16 protein-coding genes are annotated in these 16866 nt (G+C 68.2%); 4 read left to right on the forward strand and 12 right to left on the reverse strand.

The window, feature by feature from the left end; all coding sequences use genetic code 11:
* Positions 1 to 2 precede the first annotated feature (2 nt).
* From QLQ85_RS06665 to QLQ85_RS06685, 5 genes are all read right to left on the reverse strand, one after another.
* Positions 3 to 827, reverse strand: a complete 825-nt coding sequence (locus tag QLQ85_RS06665) for a glucosaminidase domain-containing protein (protein WP_282738269.1) — start codon at positions 825 to 827, stop codon at positions 3 to 5.
* A 154-nt stretch (positions 828 to 981) separates the two neighbouring features.
* Positions 982 to 2886 (reverse strand): molecular chaperone HtpG, encoded by a 1905-nt coding sequence (gene htpG, locus QLQ85_RS06670; RefSeq protein ID WP_282738270.1) that lies wholly within the window; start codon positions 2884 to 2886, stop codon positions 982 to 984.
* Positions 2887 to 2981: 95 nt separating this feature from the next.
* Positions 2982 to 3461: a PaaI family thioesterase gene (locus tag QLQ85_RS06675; RefSeq protein WP_282738271.1), complete on the reverse strand. Its 480-nt coding sequence runs from the start codon at positions 3459 to 3461 to the stop codon at positions 2982 to 2984.
* A complete protein-coding gene (locus tag QLQ85_RS06680) occupies positions 3454 to 3951 on the reverse strand; it encodes a PaaI family thioesterase (RefSeq protein WP_282738272.1) in 498 nt (165 codons plus the stop codon). The genes QLQ85_RS06675 and QLQ85_RS06680 overlap by 8 nt, the downstream gene beginning before the upstream one ends.
* A gap of 51 nt (positions 3952 to 4002) precedes the next feature.
* The gene (locus QLQ85_RS06685) at positions 4003 to 4371 is read right to left on the reverse strand and encodes a YkvA family protein (RefSeq protein WP_282738273.1); all 369 of its coding nucleotides are present in this window, start codon (positions 4369 to 4371) and stop codon (positions 4003 to 4005) included.
* Positions 4372 to 4531: 160 nt separating this feature from the next.
* Here QLQ85_RS06685 and QLQ85_RS06690 point away from each other — a divergent pair, with 160 nt between their 5' ends.
* A complete protein-coding gene (locus QLQ85_RS06690) occupies positions 4532 to 6472 on the forward strand; it encodes a transglycosylase SLT domain-containing protein (RefSeq protein ID WP_407650357.1) in 1941 nt (646 codons plus the stop codon).
* A 16-nt stretch (positions 6473 to 6488) separates the two neighbouring features.
* Here QLQ85_RS06690 and QLQ85_RS06695 read toward each other — a convergent pair whose 3' ends face one another.
* A complete protein-coding gene (locus tag QLQ85_RS06695) occupies positions 6489 to 7133 on the reverse strand; it encodes a LysE family translocator (RefSeq protein ID WP_282738274.1) in 645 nt (214 codons plus the stop codon).
* Between the two features lie 304 nt (positions 7134 to 7437).
* Here QLQ85_RS06695 and QLQ85_RS06700 point away from each other — a divergent pair, with 304 nt between their 5' ends.
* Complete coding sequence (locus tag QLQ85_RS06700; protein WP_010627343.1) at positions 7438 to 7644, forward strand: cold-shock protein; 207 nt, start codon at positions 7438 to 7440, stop codon at positions 7642 to 7644.
* Positions 7645 to 7772: 128 nt separating this feature from the next.
* Here QLQ85_RS06700 and QLQ85_RS06705 read toward each other — a convergent pair whose 3' ends face one another.
* From QLQ85_RS06705 to QLQ85_RS06720, 4 genes are all read right to left on the reverse strand, one after another.
* On the reverse strand, positions 7773 to 8435 hold the full coding sequence (locus QLQ85_RS06705; RefSeq protein ID WP_282738275.1) for a hypothetical protein: 663 nt from the start codon (positions 8433 to 8435) through the stop codon (positions 7773 to 7775).
* A gap of 72 nt (positions 8436 to 8507) precedes the next feature.
* Positions 8508 to 8936: a VOC family protein gene (locus tag QLQ85_RS06710; protein WP_282738276.1), complete on the reverse strand. Its 429-nt coding sequence runs from the start codon at positions 8934 to 8936 to the stop codon at positions 8508 to 8510.
* Positions 8937 to 8957: 21 nt separating this feature from the next.
* Positions 8958 to 10874 (reverse strand): M48 family metallopeptidase, encoded by a 1917-nt coding sequence (locus QLQ85_RS06715; RefSeq protein ID WP_282738277.1) that lies wholly within the window; start codon positions 10872 to 10874, stop codon positions 8958 to 8960.
* A 13-nt stretch (positions 10875 to 10887) separates the two neighbouring features.
* Entirely contained in the window at positions 10888 to 11484 is a 597-nt protein-coding gene (locus QLQ85_RS06720; RefSeq protein WP_282722293.1) for a LemA family protein, read from the reverse strand.
* A 122-nt stretch (positions 11485 to 11606) separates the two neighbouring features.
* On the opposite strand from QLQ85_RS06720, the gene QLQ85_RS06725 reads away from it, so the two are divergent.
* Together QLQ85_RS06725 and QLQ85_RS06730 are read left to right on the forward strand one after the other, a co-directional pair.
* Entirely contained in the window at positions 11607 to 13205 is a 1599-nt protein-coding gene (locus QLQ85_RS06725) for a cation:proton antiporter family protein (RefSeq protein ID WP_282738278.1), read from the forward strand.
* Between the two features lie 129 nt (positions 13206 to 13334).
* Positions 13335 to 13622, forward strand: coding sequence for a hypothetical protein (locus QLQ85_RS06730; protein ID WP_282722291.1), 288 nt, complete (start codon positions 13335 to 13337; stop codon positions 13620 to 13622).
* A gap of 57 nt (positions 13623 to 13679) precedes the next feature.
* Here the strand turns inward: QLQ85_RS06730 and pepN are convergent, their stop codons facing one another.
* Together pepN and QLQ85_RS06740 are read right to left on the reverse strand one after the other, a co-directional pair.
* Complete coding sequence (gene pepN / locus QLQ85_RS06735) at positions 13680 to 16313, reverse strand: aminopeptidase N (protein WP_282738279.1); 2634 nt, start codon at positions 16311 to 16313, stop codon at positions 13680 to 13682.
* A 92-nt stretch (positions 16314 to 16405) separates the two neighbouring features.
* A complete protein-coding gene (locus QLQ85_RS06740; RefSeq protein WP_282738280.1) occupies positions 16406 to 16783 on the reverse strand; it encodes a YbaN family protein in 378 nt (125 codons plus the stop codon).
* Positions 16784 to 16866 lie beyond the last annotated feature (83 nt).

Consider the following 16866-nt stretch of genomic DNA (forward strand, 5'->3'; position numbering starts at 1 on the left):
CGTCAAGCAGTATCGTCGGAGCCGTGGCTGCGTATCAAGAGCGCATTGGTACGCAACAGCGCCAGCAGCACGTCCCGGTAATCGGCACGCACGGCATAGCGGTCGAGGGTAGCGATCAGCGCTTCGGGGGTGACGTCTTCGCGACTCGCCAGTTCGGCCCGGCGGGTGCGCAGCCGCTCATAGGCGCGGTGGGTATTGAGGTTGTGCAGATAGGCCCGTACCGCTTCCTGGACGCTGTCGAAGGCCTGGAAGCGACGGCCGCTACCCTGCTGGCCCAGCCCGCAGCCTTCACTGAAGCAGCGCATGCCGAACAGGTTGTTGCCCTGGCGGGCGAAGCGCGAGGTACCCCAGCCGGACTCTTCCACGGCCTGGATCACCACCATCTCCAGCGGCAGGGTATCGACGCGGGTCAGCAGGCGCGGGTCGACACCCTCGCCACGGCAGTCGAGCCGGTAGCCGGCACACAGCTCGGCCAGACGCTCACGCTCCTCGGCGTCTGGCAGGGCCGGCCGGTCCAGCAGGGCCTGGAGCCACTCCCGCTTGGCCTGGATGCGCGCATTCTCGGCCTCGACGATGGGCACCAGCATGGAGAGAAAGGCCGCCTTGCGCTTCGGACCGGCCGGCACGCCGCGCAGGTCCGGCAGCGCCGCCACCGGATCGTCGAGTTCCGCCGCGGCGTCGAAATCGGGCAGCGGCCCGTGCAGTTGGGGCTCGGCCAGCAACGGGCCGGCGGCAATGCCGAGCACCAGCAGCAGGATCGCGGCCAGGGCACCGAGCCGCCAGCGGGGATAACTCAGGCACAGCAGAAAGCGGGACAAGAGACGCATGGGATCATGCCTCATCGATGAAGATGGGCAACCTTAGCAGCCTTTCGCCGAAAATCCGATTGTTTTCTGCACTGCAGCAAACACCGTCCCGCCGGCACGCGCCGCCGGCGGGGTTGGTGACCACTCACTGGGGCGCCCCCCGGAAGCCGTTGGCTCAGGCCGTCAGCAGCCCATTGAGACGCCGCACATAGGCCGCGGGGTCGTCGAGATGCCCCCCTTCGGCGATGATCGCCTGGTCCAGCAGGATATGGGCCAGATCGGTGAAGGCCTCACCCTCCGCCGCCTCGAGCCGCTCGACCAAGGGGTGCGCCGGATTGAGCTCGAGGATCGGCTTGACCTCGGGCAGCGGCTGGCCAGCGGCCTCCATGATGCGGCGCATCTGGTAGCCCATCTCATGTTCCGGCAGCACCACGCAGGCCGGCGAGTCGGTCAGGCGATGGGTGACCCGCACTTCCTGGGCCAGCTCGCCGAGGGCCTCCTTGACCCGCTTGACCAGGGCCTCCTTGGCCTTGGCGGTCTCCTGCTGGGCCTGCTTTTCCGCCTCGTCCTCGACCTCGCCGAGGTCCAGGTCACCCTTGGCCACGTCGACGAAGTGCTTGCCGTCGAACTCGGTCAGATGACTCATCAGCCACTCGTCGATGCGGTCGTGGAGCAGCAGCACCTCGATGCCCTTCTTGCGGAAGATCTCGAGGTGGGGGCTGCTCTTGGCCGCATTGAAACTGTCGGCGACGATGTAGTAGACCTTGTCCTGCCCCTCCTTCATGCGCTCGACGTAGTCGGCCAGGGACTGGTCCTGGGTGGCGCTGTCGGTATGGGTGGTGGAGAAGCGCAGCAGGCCGGCGATCTTGTCGCGATTGGCGAAGTCCTCCGCCGGGCCCTCCTTGAGCACGCTGCCGAAGGTATTCCAGAAGCCCTGATAGGCCTCCTTGTCCTTGGCCAGCTTGCCGAGCATGTCCAGGGCACGCTTGGTCAGGGCGCTCTTGATCTTCTCGACCTTGGGGTCCTGCTGCAGCAGCTCCCGGGAGACGTTCAGCGACAGGTCGCGGGTGTCGAGCACCCCCTTGACGAAGCGCAGGTAGAGCGGCAGGAACTGCTCGGCGTCGTCCATGATGAAGACGCGCTGCACATAGAGCTTCACGCCACGGGCGCCGTCGCGCTCATAGAGGTCGAAGGGCGCGCGGCCCGGCACGTAGAGCAGGCTGACGTACTCGAGCTTGCCCTCGACCTTGTTGTGGCTCCAGGTCAGGGGGTCGCTGAAGTCGTGGGCCACGTGCTTGTAGAAGGCCTTGTACTCGTCGTCGGAGATCTCACCCTTGGGCCGCACCCAGAGCGCGGTGGCCTCGTTGACGGTCTCCCAGACGGTCTTCTCGCTGCCCTCGACCGGCTTGCCGTCGTCGTCCTTGTCGGTCTCGACACGCGGCATGCGCACCGGCACTTCGATGTGGTCGGAGTACTTGCGCACCAGGCTCTGCAGGCGGAAGTCGTCGGCGAACTCCCTGGCGTCCTGCTTCAGGTGCAGCACGATCTCGGTGCCGTGGGCCGCGCGCTCGACGTCGGCGACGGTGAACTCGCCCTCGCCCTTCGAGTGCCACTCCACCCCCTCGCCGGCCGGCGTGCCGGCCTTGCGCGTGCGTACGGTGATGTCGTCGGCGACGATGAAGCCAGAGTAGAAACCGACGCCGAACTGGCCGATCAGCTTCGCATCCTTCTGCTGTTCGCCGGAGAGCTGCTCGAGAAACTCGGCGGTGCCGGAGCGGGCGATGGTACCGAGATTGCTGATCACCTCGTCGCGGCTCATACCGATGCCGTTGTCGCGAACCGTGACGGTGCCCGCCTCCTGATCATGTTCGATCTCGATGCGCAGTTCGCTGTCGCCCTCGTACAGGGCATCGTTGTCCAGCGCCGCGTAGCGCAGCTTGTCGCAGGCGTCGGCGGCATTGGAAATCAGCTCGCGCAGGAAGATCTCCCGGTTGGAATACAGGGAGTGGATCATCAGGTGGAGGAGTTGCTTGACCTCGGTCTGGAAACCCAGGGTCTCTTCACGAATGGCAGTGGACATGCGTCGAATCCCTCGTCGTGTGCACAGGACGGCGGTGCAGGATCGGCACCGCCGGTTTCAAGGCTGACGGGGATATGGGGGCCGGGCCCCACTTTTCAAGCGTCGACTTCGCCCGTCGTGAGCGGATCGGCCAGCACGAAGTGCAGACGCGCCGTGGCCACCGGCACCGCCTCGTCTTCCTGCCAGGCACAGACCCGGACGTTGGCCATGCGCCGCCCCTCGCGCAGCAGCCGACAGCGGGCGTGGGTCGGCGCCACCCGGGCGGTGCGCAGGTAGTCGATGGAGAAATCGACAATATGCGGCAACCGCGGGATGCGGGTGGCGAGCATCAGGTCGAGGGTCGCGGCGGTCTCCATGAACGCCGCCACCACCCCGCCGTGCAGCGCCGGCAGCAGCACGTTGCCGACATTGCCCTCGCTGGGGGCGAGGCGGTACAACAGGCCGTCGGCGTGCGGGTCGGGGATCGCCGAGACGCCGATGCGCCGGGCATAGGGCACCCATGCCAGCCAGGCCTCGACATCCCCCTCGGCGCGGGTCCGCGCCAGCCACTCGACGTCGCTGAAGCCCTCACGCATGGTCGTCCTCCCCGGCGAACAGCGCCTCGGCGAAGCCTTGGGGCGTATTGCGAGGCCCCAGCCGCACGAAATTGCCGATGCCCCGTGCCAGAGGTCGGCCCGCCTCCTGCCACAGGGTGCCCTCGGTGAAGACCACCGACGCGGTGACCCGGAGCACGCGCGCCTCGGCGAAGATATCCCGCCCCGCCACACCTGGGCGGTAGTGGTCGACACGCAGGTCCAGGGTCGGGCAGACCTCCGGCGCCGGCAGGGCACAGAGCACCGCGGAACCACAGATGGTATCCAGCAGCATGGTCAGCACCCCGCCGTGCACCAGGCCGCGGGCGCTGTCGCCGAGCAGGTCTGCGCACCACGGCAGGCGCATGGTAACCACCGGCGGCGTCACCGTCAGCACCTCGAGGCCCAGCTCTCGGGTATGCGGTATCACCGTGACGAAACGGGTCAGGGCGCGGCGCCAGTCGGCGTCGCTGGGGGTCTGGCCGAGGGTCATCCGGGCCTCGCAGGCGGCAGCAGTCGGGAACGATCACTTCAAACGATCGTATCAAAGCGGAGGCTTCGCGTCGTGTCGACCTTCGCCGGAGGGCGGGTCGCCTCCCTCCCGGCGAGCCCGCCAGGCACGGTACCCCGCCAGGCGGCGATCGACCCGGGTGAGCAGCCAGCCGACGATCACCACATCGTCCACCAACCCCAGCACCAGGAGCATGTCGGGAATCAGGTCCAGCGGCGAGACCAGGTACGCCAGGGCCGCCAGCATCCACAGGAAGGCCGCCCAGGGCACCGGCCGATAGCGGCGCAGCAGCACATCGCGGGTCATGGGCAGGAACAGCCGCAGGGCGCGGCCCATCTCTCCCAGCACACGGGAGCGGCGGCGCAGCCGCTCGATCAGGAACCAGTCGCCGAATCTGGCCATCTCGATCTCCTTGCCGGCATGCGGGAACATCGCTACACGATAAGGTATCCCCACCGCGACGGACAGCCGGTGTCTGTCGGGTAGCGGCGACACTACTCAAGTGCCCTGCCATCGGCGACCATGGCGGCACCGCCGACCGCGAACCCCAAGAGGTCACGATATGCTGCCGCCATTCGGTCACTGCAAGGCCCTGATCGCCGCCACCCTGTGCTGCCTGCCACTGCTCGTACAGGGCGATGACCGCGCCATGCGCGACTCTCTGGAGGCCGCACGGAACCAGGAGTGGCAGAAGATCGACCAGGCGGCCATCGACGGCCACCCGTTGACCGGCTACGTGGAGTACCACCGCCTGCGTAACCGCCTGCCCCAGGCGGAACCGTCACAGATCCTCGACTTCATCGAGCGTCACGACGACTCGCCGCTGGGCGGGTGGATGCGCGGCCAGGCGATCGCCCGCTATGGCCACGCCGGCCGCTTCGGCGCTCTGCTGGCGGTGGCCGACGGCGTACCCGAGGGCACCGCGCGCCAGTGCTACTACTACACGGCCCTGCTCGGCCACGACCCCGCGACGGCCGCCGAGGGAGGGCGCGAGCTGTGGCGGGTCGGCCGCTCGCAGCCGGATGCCTGCGACGCCCTGTTCCGGGCCCTGCGCGAACGCGGCGAGATCGGCGAACGGGAGATCTGGGAGCGCAGGATGCTCGCCTGGCAGGCCGGCGAGACCGGGCTGATGAACTACCTCGGCAGGATGCTCGGCAGCCGCTGGCAGGAGGCGAACGACACCGTGGAGCGGCTGCGCAAGGACTACGCCGCGGTCACCCGGGTGCCCACCTGCATCGGCCCCGGCTGCCAGGGCAGCGGTGCGCTGTTCGTCGCCGCCATGCACGGCTTCACCCGCGCCGATACCGAGGCCGCCTATGAGGCCTGGCGCAAGATCGCCCCGCACCTGGAGCTCGAGGCTTCCAGCCGCCACGCCATCGAACGCGACCTGGTGTTCTACTCGCTGGTCCGGGACATCCGCCAGAACCGCGCCTGGGCCGACGAGGCCCTGGCCGGGATGTCCGACCCCGAGCTGCTCGAGCTGAGGGTGCGTACCGCCCTGGCCGAGCGCGACTGGCGGGGGGTCATTGACTGGGTCCACCGCATGCCCGACGAGCCGCGCCAGGACGCCCGCTGGCAGTACTGGCTCGGCCGGGCGCTGGAGCAGCTCGGTGACACGGCAACGGCGCAGACCGCCTATGCCGCCGCGGCCGAGGGACGCAGTTTCTTCGGCTTCGCCGCCGCCGACCGCCTGGGCCGCCCCTACGCCCTCAACCTGGAGCGCAACGGTTTCGACGACGACTACCGTGAGCAGGTCGCCCGCTGGCCGGTGGTGCAGCGTACCGAGGCGCTGATCCGCATCGGCGAACAGGGCCTGGCCAGCAGCGAATGGTACACCGCCGTGGCCCGAGCCACGCCCCGGGAGGCGCGCGCCCTGGCCGACTATGCCCAGCGACGGGGTTGGCACGCCAAGCTGGTGCAGACCACCATCACCGGGCAGATGTGGGATGCCCTGGACTGGCGCTTCCCGGAGGCCTACCGCGAGCACTTCCTGCACTGGGGGCGCGTTACCGGGGTCGACCCCTACCTGCTGATGGGGATCGCCCGCCGCGAGAGCGCCTACAATCCCGACGCGCTCTCGCCGGCCGGTGCCCGTGGCCTGATGCAGGTGATGCCGGGTACCGCCACCCAGCTCAGTCGGCAGCTCGGCATCAGCGATCCCGGCCCTTACGGCGTGCTCGACCCGGCACTCAACATCCGCCTCGGCAGCACCTACATCCGCGACATGCTCGACCGCTACCGCGGCAACCGCCTGGCCGCCGCCGCCGCCTACAACGCCGGCCCCGGTCGGGTCGACCGCTGGCTGCGCGACGCCCCGGAGGAGTTCGACCTCTTCGTCGAGAGCATCCCCTTCCGCGAGACCCGCAACTATGTCCAGGCGGTGCTTGCCTACCGGGCGATCTTCGAGAGCCTGGCCAACGGCGGCAGCAGCGAGGGCGTGGCGATGCTCAGCGCCGCGGAGAAGTCGGTGCGCTATGACCGTTCGCTGCTGGCGAGGAACTGAGCTTCGAGCTGCGATGTCAGCCCGGCTGGCGCTCCAGCGCCAGCTTGACCCCGAAGGCGATGAGCACGCCACCGGTCACCGCGTTGAGCCACCTGGCGACGGCGCGGCTGGCCAGCCAGCGCCCGGCGCTGCCCACCATCACCACGATGGCGATCTGCCACAGGTTGGCGATCACGAAATGCACCCCGGCGAGCCACAGCGACTTGGCCAGGGCCGGGTCCCCGGGGGCGATGAATTGGGGCAGGAAGGCCATGTAGAAGACCACCGTCTTGGGATTGAGCACGTTGGACAGGAAGCCCTCGCGTAGCGGCTGCCACACCGGCACCGCACGGCGACCGCCGCTGACGCCGGCCACCGGCAGCCCCTGACCGCGCCGGGCAGCGAGCAGGCTGTTCACCCCCAGCCAGACCAGGTAGGCGGCCCCGAGCAGCTTGAGCAGGCCGAAGGCCCACGCCGACTGCAGCAGGATCAACGAGATGCCCAGCGCCGAGACGGCGGCATGTACGAACAGCCCGCAGCAGATCGCCAGGCTGGTGAGCATGCCGTCACGCCTCCCTCCCCGGGCGGTGTTGCGGATCACCAGCAGGGTATCGACACCCGGGCTCATGGTCAGCAGGGTGATCGCCACCAGGAAGGGCCAGAAGTGTGCATCGATGAACATGAAAGGCCTCGCGCAAGAGAGCGGGACAGACGGCCGGCGGGTGCTGGACGCGTCGGGGGTTTCCATCTACAGTGAGCTTGCGGGCGGTTGCAACGGTTGCCCCGGCGACAGCCCGGTTGACGCAATCGGGGTGCCGGTGCACCATCCGCTGCGTTGGTCAGCAAGTAAAAAGTCGTCAGTTGTACTTCGATTCCTTCGATACACGCGGTGCGCACTTCTTCCTTGTCTTGCCCACGCACTTGGGGCGCTCGATACGGCATCGCGTGCCCGGCACGATCATTACAGTATGTTAAGGAAATCGACAATGGCAACTGGCACTGTCAAGTGGTTCAACGACACCAAGGGCTACGGCTTCATCTCTCCCGACGACGGTGGTGATGACCTGTTCGCGCACTTCTCCGAAATCCAGGCTGAAGGCTTCAAGACCCTGCAGGACGGCCAGAAGGTCACCTTCGAGGTCACCCAGGGCAAGAAGGGCCTTCAGGCCTCCAACATCCGGATCGCCAACTAAGGGAGTCATCCCTGGCGGCCCGGCGCCGGTTGTCGACCCCGTCTGACGACGACATCGCCAATCGGTGCTGCAGCCCGGAAACAGGAAGGCCCACCTCGCGGTGGGCCTTTTTCATGGGCAGCCGGGGGTCACTCCTCCTCGATCTCCATGGGCTCGAACTCGGGGCTTTCCTCCTGCTCCCGTTCCACCTCCTCGAACTGTTCCTCCAGGCGGCGCTGGGCCTCATCGAAACGGCGCTCCTGCTCCTCGATGATGGCATCGATGTCGCTGCTGGTGGGCTCGCCGGCCTGGGCAGCCTCCTCGTCGAGGCTGGACTCGCCGCGCTCCTCGAGGGGGTCACTGGACGGCTCGAGGTCGGTCGGATCCTCCATGGGCTCGAACTCGGGGCTCTCCTGCTCCACCTCCTCGAACTGCTCGTCGATGCGTCGACTCGCCTCCTCGAAGCGGCGCTCCTGCTCCTCGATGATGGCGTCGACGTCATCCCGGGTGGTCTCGCCGGGAAGCGCCTCATCGCCTTCCAGGCTGGTGTCGGGTGACTCGCCGAGGGTCTCGGCATCGGCATCGACCTCGCCGTCGCGATCTTGCTCGGTGTCGGCCTCCTCCTCCTCGGCGGGCAGCGGCGTCTCGGCAGCTATCGGCTCATCCTCGTCCATCTCGGCGGCAGGCTCCTGTGCCTCCTGCGTCTCCTCGGGCTGGGCAGGAGCGGGCTCGTCGTCGCCGTTGCCGCAGCCGGCGAGCCCCAGCGAGAGCGCCAGGGCAGCCACCAGAGGCATCCAGGGTTTCGTTGACATCCTCTATTACTCCTGACAAAGGGAACGATATTGCACCAGAGCGACACCGCTCCCGCAAGGCAGGGCGATCGCTCAGGTGGCAAACAGCTGGCCGGCGATGTCTCGGAACGCCTTGAACTCGATGGCATTGCCGGTGGGGTCGCGGAAGAACATGGTGGCCTGCTCGCCGGGTTCGCCGCGAAAGCGGATATAGGGCTCGATCTCGAAGCGCACCCCGGCCGCGGTCAAGCGGTCGACCAGCGCCTCCCAGTCACTCATCTCCAGCACCACGCCAAAGTGCGGCACCGGTACGCCATGACCGTCCACGGGGTTGCGATGGTCGTCGATGCCCTTGTCGCCCAGTTCCGGATTGAGGTGGCAGACGAACTGGTGGCCGAAGAGGTTGAAATCGACCCAGGTATCGCTGGAGCGGCCTTCCGGGCAGCCCAGCAGTTCGCCATAGAAGCGGCGGGCCTCGGCCAGATCTCGGACCTGCACGGCGAGATGGAAGGGAGTGAGCATCTCGATTCCTCCAAGGATGGGTTACCGGTGCTGTCCATCATGCCGCTCCCCGGGCCGGCTGGCCAGCCCACCTCTGTCAGGATCCGGCAGCGGACAGCCGAGGGTCCAGGCCACGGCCCGCAGCAGCTCTGCCTCTTCCGGCTCGACCCGTCCGTCGTGCTCCACGCAGCGGATCATGGCGGCGAGCAACGCCGCCCGCTCGGCCGTGGCCAGACGCACCAGCCGCTCCATGGCCCAGTCCAGGTCCGCTGCCAGGGCCGGCTCGGCCATGAAGTCGAGGGCAACGCCCAAGGCCTCGGCAGCCTGGCCGAATGCCTCGCGGGCCTCGGCCCCATCGCCCTGACCGGCTGTCGCCAGGGCCGAGAGCAACCGCGAGAGCGGCCCGCCCAGGTCGACCAGGTGCCGGTCACGCCGGGCGCGCCGCTCGCCCTCGATGCCCTGGACGACCAGCCGATGGAGCGCCCACTGCAGTGCCCCGGGGCGGGCCTCGATCGCCATCAGCCGCTCGAGGCAGGCATGGAAACCGGCGAACTGGGTGGTGGACAGCTGGCGCAGCACCGGCAGCGCCAGTTCGATCAGCGGCAGGCGATGGCCGGGTGCGAGTCGTGCCAGGGGCTCGGCGAGTCGATCCAGTTCCACGAGCACCTCGGGCAACGCCTGACTGTCGAGGGCGAGGCGCTGCTTCTCTCGGCTCTGCGGGTCGCCCCCCATCAGGATGCCGTAGACCAGCGCCCGGGCGGCGAAGGGGTCGTGGGCGGCCTCGATCAGCCGTGCCTCGATCTCGGCGAGGCGTTGGCGGGCGCGGGCGATGTCCGGGGCATCGAGCCGGCCGACGCTGGCCACCACGGCGGCGGCCAGGGTCGTACCGGTCGGTGGCGCGGATGTCGACGGGGGCTCGGCCCCGGCGGGGTCCGCCGGACGGGACGCCGGCGATGGCAGGCTGCCGTCCCAGTGGGGCAACACCCGGCGGATCCGCTGCTCCAGCGGCGGATGGGTCGAGGTGAGCCGGCTCATCGCCCGCACCCCGCGACCGAAGTAGAGATGGCTGAACTCCTCGGCATTGGCGGCCCCCAGGCGCGAGCCGGCCGAATGGGCGGCGAGTTTCTTCAGCGCCCCGCCGATGCCGTCGGGATTGCGGGTGTACTGCACGGCACTGGCGTCGGCGAGAAACTCGCGCTGGCGACTCACCGCCGCCTTGATCAGCCTGCCGCACAGGGTGCCGGCATAGCCCACCACCATCAGCGCCGCCCCCAGGCCCAGCACCGCGGCATGGCCGCCACCGCGGCGCGAGCGCCCCCGGCCACCCAGCACCGCGCCACGCAGCAGCATATGGCCGATCAGGCCGATCGCCAGGATGCCATGGAGCAGCGCCACCAGGCGCAGGTTGAGGCGCATGTCGCCGTGCAGGACATGGCTGAACTCGTGGGCGATCACCCCCTGCAGCTCGTCCCGGCCGAGGGTCTCGATGGCGCCCCGGGTGACCCCGATGGCCGCGTCATCGGGCGCATGGCCGGCGGCGAAGGCGTTGATGGCCGGGTCCTCGAGCAGATAGACCGCGGGCACCGGCAAGCCGGAGGCGATGGCCATCTCCTCCACCACGTTGAGCAGCCGGCGCTCGTTGTCGTCGCGGGTCTCGAGGTTGAGCGGCCGCCCACCCAGCGCCTCGGCCACTGCCGAGCCGCCGGCTCGCAACTGCAGATGACGCCCCAGGCTACCCAGCGCCACCACCAGGATCACCGCCACGGCCACGCCGCCCAGCAGGCGGGGATCCAGGGCCCGGGCCAGGGGGTCGCCGCCGGCCTGGCCGTCGAGCAGCACCAGTGCCAGCGCCACCACCAGCGAGGCAACGACGATCAACCCCGCCACGGCCAGCAGCAGCAACCCGACCAGCCGACCGGTGAGCCGCCGGGCCTGGTCCTGGGCCTCGAAGAAGTTCACGGGGCCACCCGCCTCAGAAACTCACGCGGGGAGCCGCCTGGATCTCGGCACTGTCCTCGAATTCCAGCAGGGCGGCGTCCTCGCGATGACCCAGGGGACCGGCCAGCAGCACCGGGGGGAAACTCTGCTTGTAGGTGTTGTACTGCATCACGGCGTCGTTGAAGGCCTGCCGGGCGAAAGCGACCCGGTTCTCGGTACTGGTGAGGGTCTCGCTCAACTGGCGCATGTTCTCCGAGGCCTTGAGGTCGGGGTAGGCCTCCATCACCACGTTGAGCCGGCCCAGCGCGGCCCCCAGGGCGCCTTCGGCGCCGGCGAGCTCGGCCATGGCGCCGGGTTCGCCGGGCCGGGCGGCGGCAGCCTGCAGGCCGGCCAGTGCACCGTTGCGCGCCTCGGTCACCGCCTGCAGGGTCTCGCGCTCGTGGGCCATGTAAGCCCTCGCCGTCTCCACCAGGTTGGGGATCAGGTCATAGCGGCGCTTGAGCTGCACCTCGATCTGGGCAAAGGCGTTGCCGTAGCGGTTCTTGAGCGTTACCAGGCGGTTGTAGATCGCCACGCCATAGACCAGCAACAGGCCCAGCAGCACCAGCACCACGATTGTCGAGATTTCCATGCATGTCTCCTCGTTACGGCGCGGCACGAGCGGCAGGCCAACCATGCCAATGGTCAGTGCCATTCCCGGACCAACCTCTTTACACTCTACCGTGTGACATATTTATCGAACAGGGACCGTCGATGATCGATGCAGCCTTTCTACTTGCCGCCTTCATCGGCGGTCTGTCGGCCGCGGCCGTGCGGCTGCCACCGCTGGTGGGGTTTCTCGTTGCCGGCTTCGCCCTGAACGCGCTGGGCTACGACAAGACCCCACTGCTCGAGTTGCTGTCCAACACCGGTGTCACCCTGCTGCTGTTCACCATCGGACTGAAGCTGGATGTGCGCACCCTGCTGCGCCATGACGTCTGGGGCAGCGCTTCCCTGCACATGCTGGGTTCGACGCTGCTGCTGATGTCCCTGCTGTCACTGTTCAAGTGGCTGGGGCTCGGGCTGCTGGCCGAGGCCGGCTGGCCGACGCTGGCGCTGCTGGGCTTCGCCCTCTCCTTCTCCAGCACCGTCTTCGTGGTCAAGGTGCTGGAGAAGCGCAGCGAGACCCAGACGGCCTATGGCCGGCTGGCCATCGGCGTGCTGATCATGCAGGACATCTTCGCGGTGCTCTTCATCACCGCCTCCACCGGTGAACTGCCGAGTCCCTGGGCCCTGGGGCTGCTGCTGCTGATCCCGGCCGCCCCTGCACTGCGCCGCCTCCTGGACCAGCTCGGCCATGGCGAGATGCAGCTACTGTTCGGCTTGCTGCTGGCCCTGGTGCTGGGCTACGCCCTCTTCGAGGCGGTGGGTGTCAAGGGCGACCTCGGTGCCCTGGTCATCGGCCTGCTCCTGGCCCCCCACCCCGCGGCCCAGGCCCTGGCCCGCTCCATGTTCAATATCAAGGAGCTGCTGCTGGTGGGATTCTTCCTGGGGATCGGGCTCACTGCCATGCCCGATGCGAGCCACCTCGGCATGGCCCTGGCCCTGGTGGCCGTGCTGCCGCTGAAGAGCCTGCTCTACCAATGGATCTTCATGCGCTTCCCCATGCGCCTTCGCACTTCGGTGCTCGCGACGCTGAGTCTCTCCAACTACTCGGAGTTCGGGCTGATCGTCGGGGCCATTGCCGTGTCCACCGGCTGGCTGAGCGGGGAGTGGCTGGTGATCCTGTCGCTGGCCGTGGCCCTGAGCTTCGGTAGTTCGGCAATGATCAATGGTGCCAGCGAGAGCATCTACCGCTGGCTCGAGCCTCGACTGCCGAAGCGTGACCCCAGCCGGCTGGCCGCCAGCGACCGCCCCATCGAGGTAGGGGATGCCGAGGCCGTGGTGCTGGGCATGGGGCGTATCGGCCGCAGTGTCTACCGGCGCCTGCAGAAAGTGTATGGTCTGCGTGTGCTGGGCATCGACAGCAACCCCAGTAGCGTGAAGCTGCTCCTCGAACGCGGTTTCAACGTGCTGGAGGGGGATGCCGTGGATTCCGATTTCTGGGACAAGCTGCTGATGTCCCCCGACGTGCAGATGGTGGTGCTGGCCATGCCGCACCACGCCGGCAACCTGGTCGCCCTGAAGCAACTGCGCTCGCGGGCATTTCCAGGGCGCATCACCGCCGTCGTGGAGTTTCCCGAGGAGATCGAGCCGATCCGTGAGCTGGGCGCCAATGCCGTCTTCCACGTCTACGATGAAGCCGGACGCGCCCTGGCTGACAGCGCCGCCGAGGAAGCCGGGATCTCGCCCCTGTCTCGGCAGCTCGGCTGATAGCCCATGCGGGTTGCCAGCCGGAGGCGTTTGCGGCTTGATGGCAGGCGAGCCCGGGGCGATAGCCTGCCGGACCATCCCGATGAATGACGCTCGCGTCGATCGTAGCTGTATTGGAACCCCTTGAGTATGGAAGACTTCTTCACCTGGCTCGGCGGCGCGCTCGGCGGCCTGATCCGTTTCGTCGTCGACCTGTTGCGCGGCTTCTTCGCCAACCTCGGCGACTCCGCCCGCGGCTTCCTGAGCGGCCTCGCCGAATCGCTCGGCATCGCCCCCTCGCTGATCAGCCTGCTGGTGCTGATCGTCGGCCTGTGGCTGCTGTGGAAGGGGCTGGCCGCCCTCCTGCGTCGCGCCTTCGTCGTCGCCCTGGTCTGGCTGCTGCTGGGCATGGTCGTGCTCAGCTGGCTGATCAATTAAGCCCACCGCCGCCCCCGAAACAGAGTGCCGCCCGATGGGCGGCGCTCGTGCGTTGGCTCAGGCCAGGGCCTTTTCGACCACCTCGTAGACGTTCGGCGAGAGCTCCTCGGCGCGGATGCGCTCGAGCTCGCCCTTCATCAGCGCCTGGCGGGTCTCCTCGAAGCGCTGCCAGCGGGTCAGCGGCGTGATGATGCGCGCGGCGATCTCCGGGTTGAGCCGGTTGAGCTCGATCACCACGTCGGCGAGCAGCTTGTATCCCTCGCCGTCGAGGCGATGGAAGTTGACCCGGTTCTGGCCGGCGAAGGTGCCGATCAGGGCGCGCACCTTGTTGGGGTTCTTCAGCGAGAAGGCCGGGTGGGCCATCAGGAACTTCACCCGCTCGAGCACGTCCGGCTGGGGGCGGGTGACCTGAATGCTGAACCACTGATCCATGACCAGCGGGTCGTGGGCCCACTTCTCGCCGAAGGCCTTGAGCGCCGGCTCGGCGATGTCATCCCGGCTGCTGTGCACCAGCAGGGTCAGGGCATGTCGCACGTCGGTCATGTTGTGGTCGGCCGTGAACTGGTCGCGGGCGAGTTCGATCGCCTGCTCGTCCTCCAGCGCCATCAGATAGGAGAGCGCCACGTTCTTCAGGCTGCGCGCGGCGATCTGCTCGGGCTCCGGGGCGTAGGCGGCGTCGGCGCGGTTCGCCTCGTAGAGGCGCAGGAAATCGTCGCGCAGGGCCGCCGCCAGCGACTGCTTGACGAAGTCACGGGCGGCGTGGATGGCATCCACGTCCACCAGCGGCTGCTGCTCGGCGATGTAGGCCTCGGAGGGCAGGGTCAACATCTCGGCGAGTACCGCCTTGTCGTCGGGGTCGGAGGCCAGCAGCCCGCGGAAGGCCTCCACCACCCGGGGGTCCATCACCTTCTCGACGCCGTTGCGGTGGGCGGCGATCAGGTCGTCGAGCGCCAGCAGGGCCAGGCGCTGGCCGGCGTCCCAGCGGTTGAAACCGTCGGAGTCGTGCTGCAGCAGGAAGGCCAGGTCCTCGCGGCCATAGGGGAAGCGCAGCTTGACCGGCGCCGAGAAGCCACGCAGCAGCGAGGGCACCGGGGCCTCGGCGACATCGGTGAAGACGAACTCCTGCTCCTCCTCGCGCAGGTGGATGACGGCGTCGCTGCCCAGCGCCTCGCCATCGAGGGTCAAGGGCAGGTCGCGGCCGGACTTGGTGCCCACCAGCCCCAGGCGAATCGGGATATGCAGGGCATGCTTCTCCACCTGGTCGGGCGTGGCCGGGGTGCGCTGCCGCAGGACCAGCCGGTACTCGCAGTGGGTGTAGTCGTATTCGCCATGGGCGTCGATCTCCGGGGTGCCGGCCTGGGAGTACCAGAGCATGAAGCGGGAGAGGTCCTGTCCGGAGACCTCGCCCATGCAGCCGACGAAGTCCTCGATGGTCACCGCCTGGCCGTCGAAGCGCTCGAAGTAGAGGTCGCTGCCGCGCCGGAAGGTCTCCCAGCCCACCAGGTTGCAGAGCATGCGCACGATCTCGGCGCCCTTCTCGTAGATGGTCAGGGTGTAGAAGTTGCCGATCTCGATGTAGTGATCGGGACGCACCGGGTGGGCGGTGGGACCGGCGTCCTCGGCGAACTGGGCGGTGCGGAAGAAGGAGATGTCCTCGATGCGCTTGACCGGCGCCGAGTTGGTGTCGGCGCTGAAGCACTGGTCGCGGAACACCGTGAAGCCCTCCTTGAGGGAGAGCTGGAACCAGTCGCGGCAGGTCACCCGGTTGCCCGACCAGTTGTGGAAATACTCGTGGGCGACGATGCCCTCGACCCGCTGGAAGGCGGCGTCGGTGGCGGTGTGCGGATGGGTCAGCACCGCCGCGGAGTTGAAGATGTTGAGCCCCTTGTTCTCCATGGCGCCCATGTTGAAGTCGTTGACCGCCACGATCATGAACAGGTCGAGGTCGTACTCGCGGCCGTAGGTTTGCTCGTCCCAGGCCATGGCGCGCTTCAGCGAGGCCATGGCGTGGTCGGTCTTGCCGAGGTTCTCCTCCTCGACCCAGATCTGCAGGGCTACCTCGCGGCCGCTCATGGTGGTGAAGCGGTCCTCGACCCGCTTCAGGTCACCGGCCACCAGGGCGAACAGGTAGCAGGGCTTGGGGTGCGGGTCCTCCCAGGTGACGAAGTGACGATCGCCCGGCAGGTCACCGCTCTCCACCGGGTTGCCGTTGGAGAGCAGCACCGGCAGGCTCGCGGCGTCGCCGATCAGCGTGGTCGAAAAGGTGGCCATCACGTCCGGACGGTCGGGGTAGAAGGTGATGCGCCGGAAGCCCTCGGCCTCGCACTGGGTGCAGTACATGCCGTTCGACTGGTAGAGCCCTTCGAGGGCGGTGTTCTCCTTCGGCGCGATCTCCACCTCGGTGTCGAGCAGGAAGGCTTCCGGCACGCGGTGCACGGTCAGGCCGTTCGCGGTGAGGCGGTACTCGTCCTCGTCGAGCGGCTGGCCGTCGATGGCGATGGCCTTGAGCGCAAGCTGCTCACCGTCGAGCTCCAGCGGTAGCCCGGGCTCGCGCTCGGGATGGCGCTCCAGATGCAGGCGCGCCTTGACCCGGGTGGCGGCAGGATCGAGATCGAACGTCAGCTCGGTGCGGGTCACGCGGTAGGCGGGGGGACGGTAGTCGTTGAGGTGGATCGGCTGCGGTTCGGACATCGAGGTGGCTCCTGTCGAGAATTGCCGACCATTGTACGGCCCCCCGCCCCCCTACCTCAAAGCACCTCGATCGCGGCGGCGAAACCGGCGCGTCAGGAAGCGACGGCGGGTTCTGGCCGGGTGACGATCCAGACCCCCAGCAGGAAGAGCCCGGCGATCAGGGCGAACTTCAGCCACGCCAGGCTGACCGTGAAGATCAGCACCAGCATCGAGCAGGCCAGCATGCCGGCGGCCAGCCACTTGGCATGCCGGGGAATGGCGCGCTCGCCCTCCCAGGCCATCACGGCTGGGCCGAAGCGAGGATGCTCGCGGATCCAGCCGGCGAAGCGCGGCGAGCCCCGCGACGCGGCCCACACTGCCAGCAGCATGAAGCAGGTGGTGGGCATCAGCGGCACGAAGACCCCGATCACGCCGAGCGCGAAACTGACCCAGGCGATGGCGATATAGACGGCACGTTGCAGCGTCGGCATCGAGTGCTCTCTCCCTCTTCCCTGATCCTTCATTGAAGCCCAAGGCGTCCGGCATGGCCAATCGCGATGCCCTATGGGACGAG

The sequence above is a fragment of the Halomonas kalidii genome, assembly GCF_030010475.1.
Classification (GTDB): Bacteria; Pseudomonadota; Gammaproteobacteria; order Pseudomonadales; family Halomonadaceae; genus Halomonas; species Halomonas heilongjiangensis.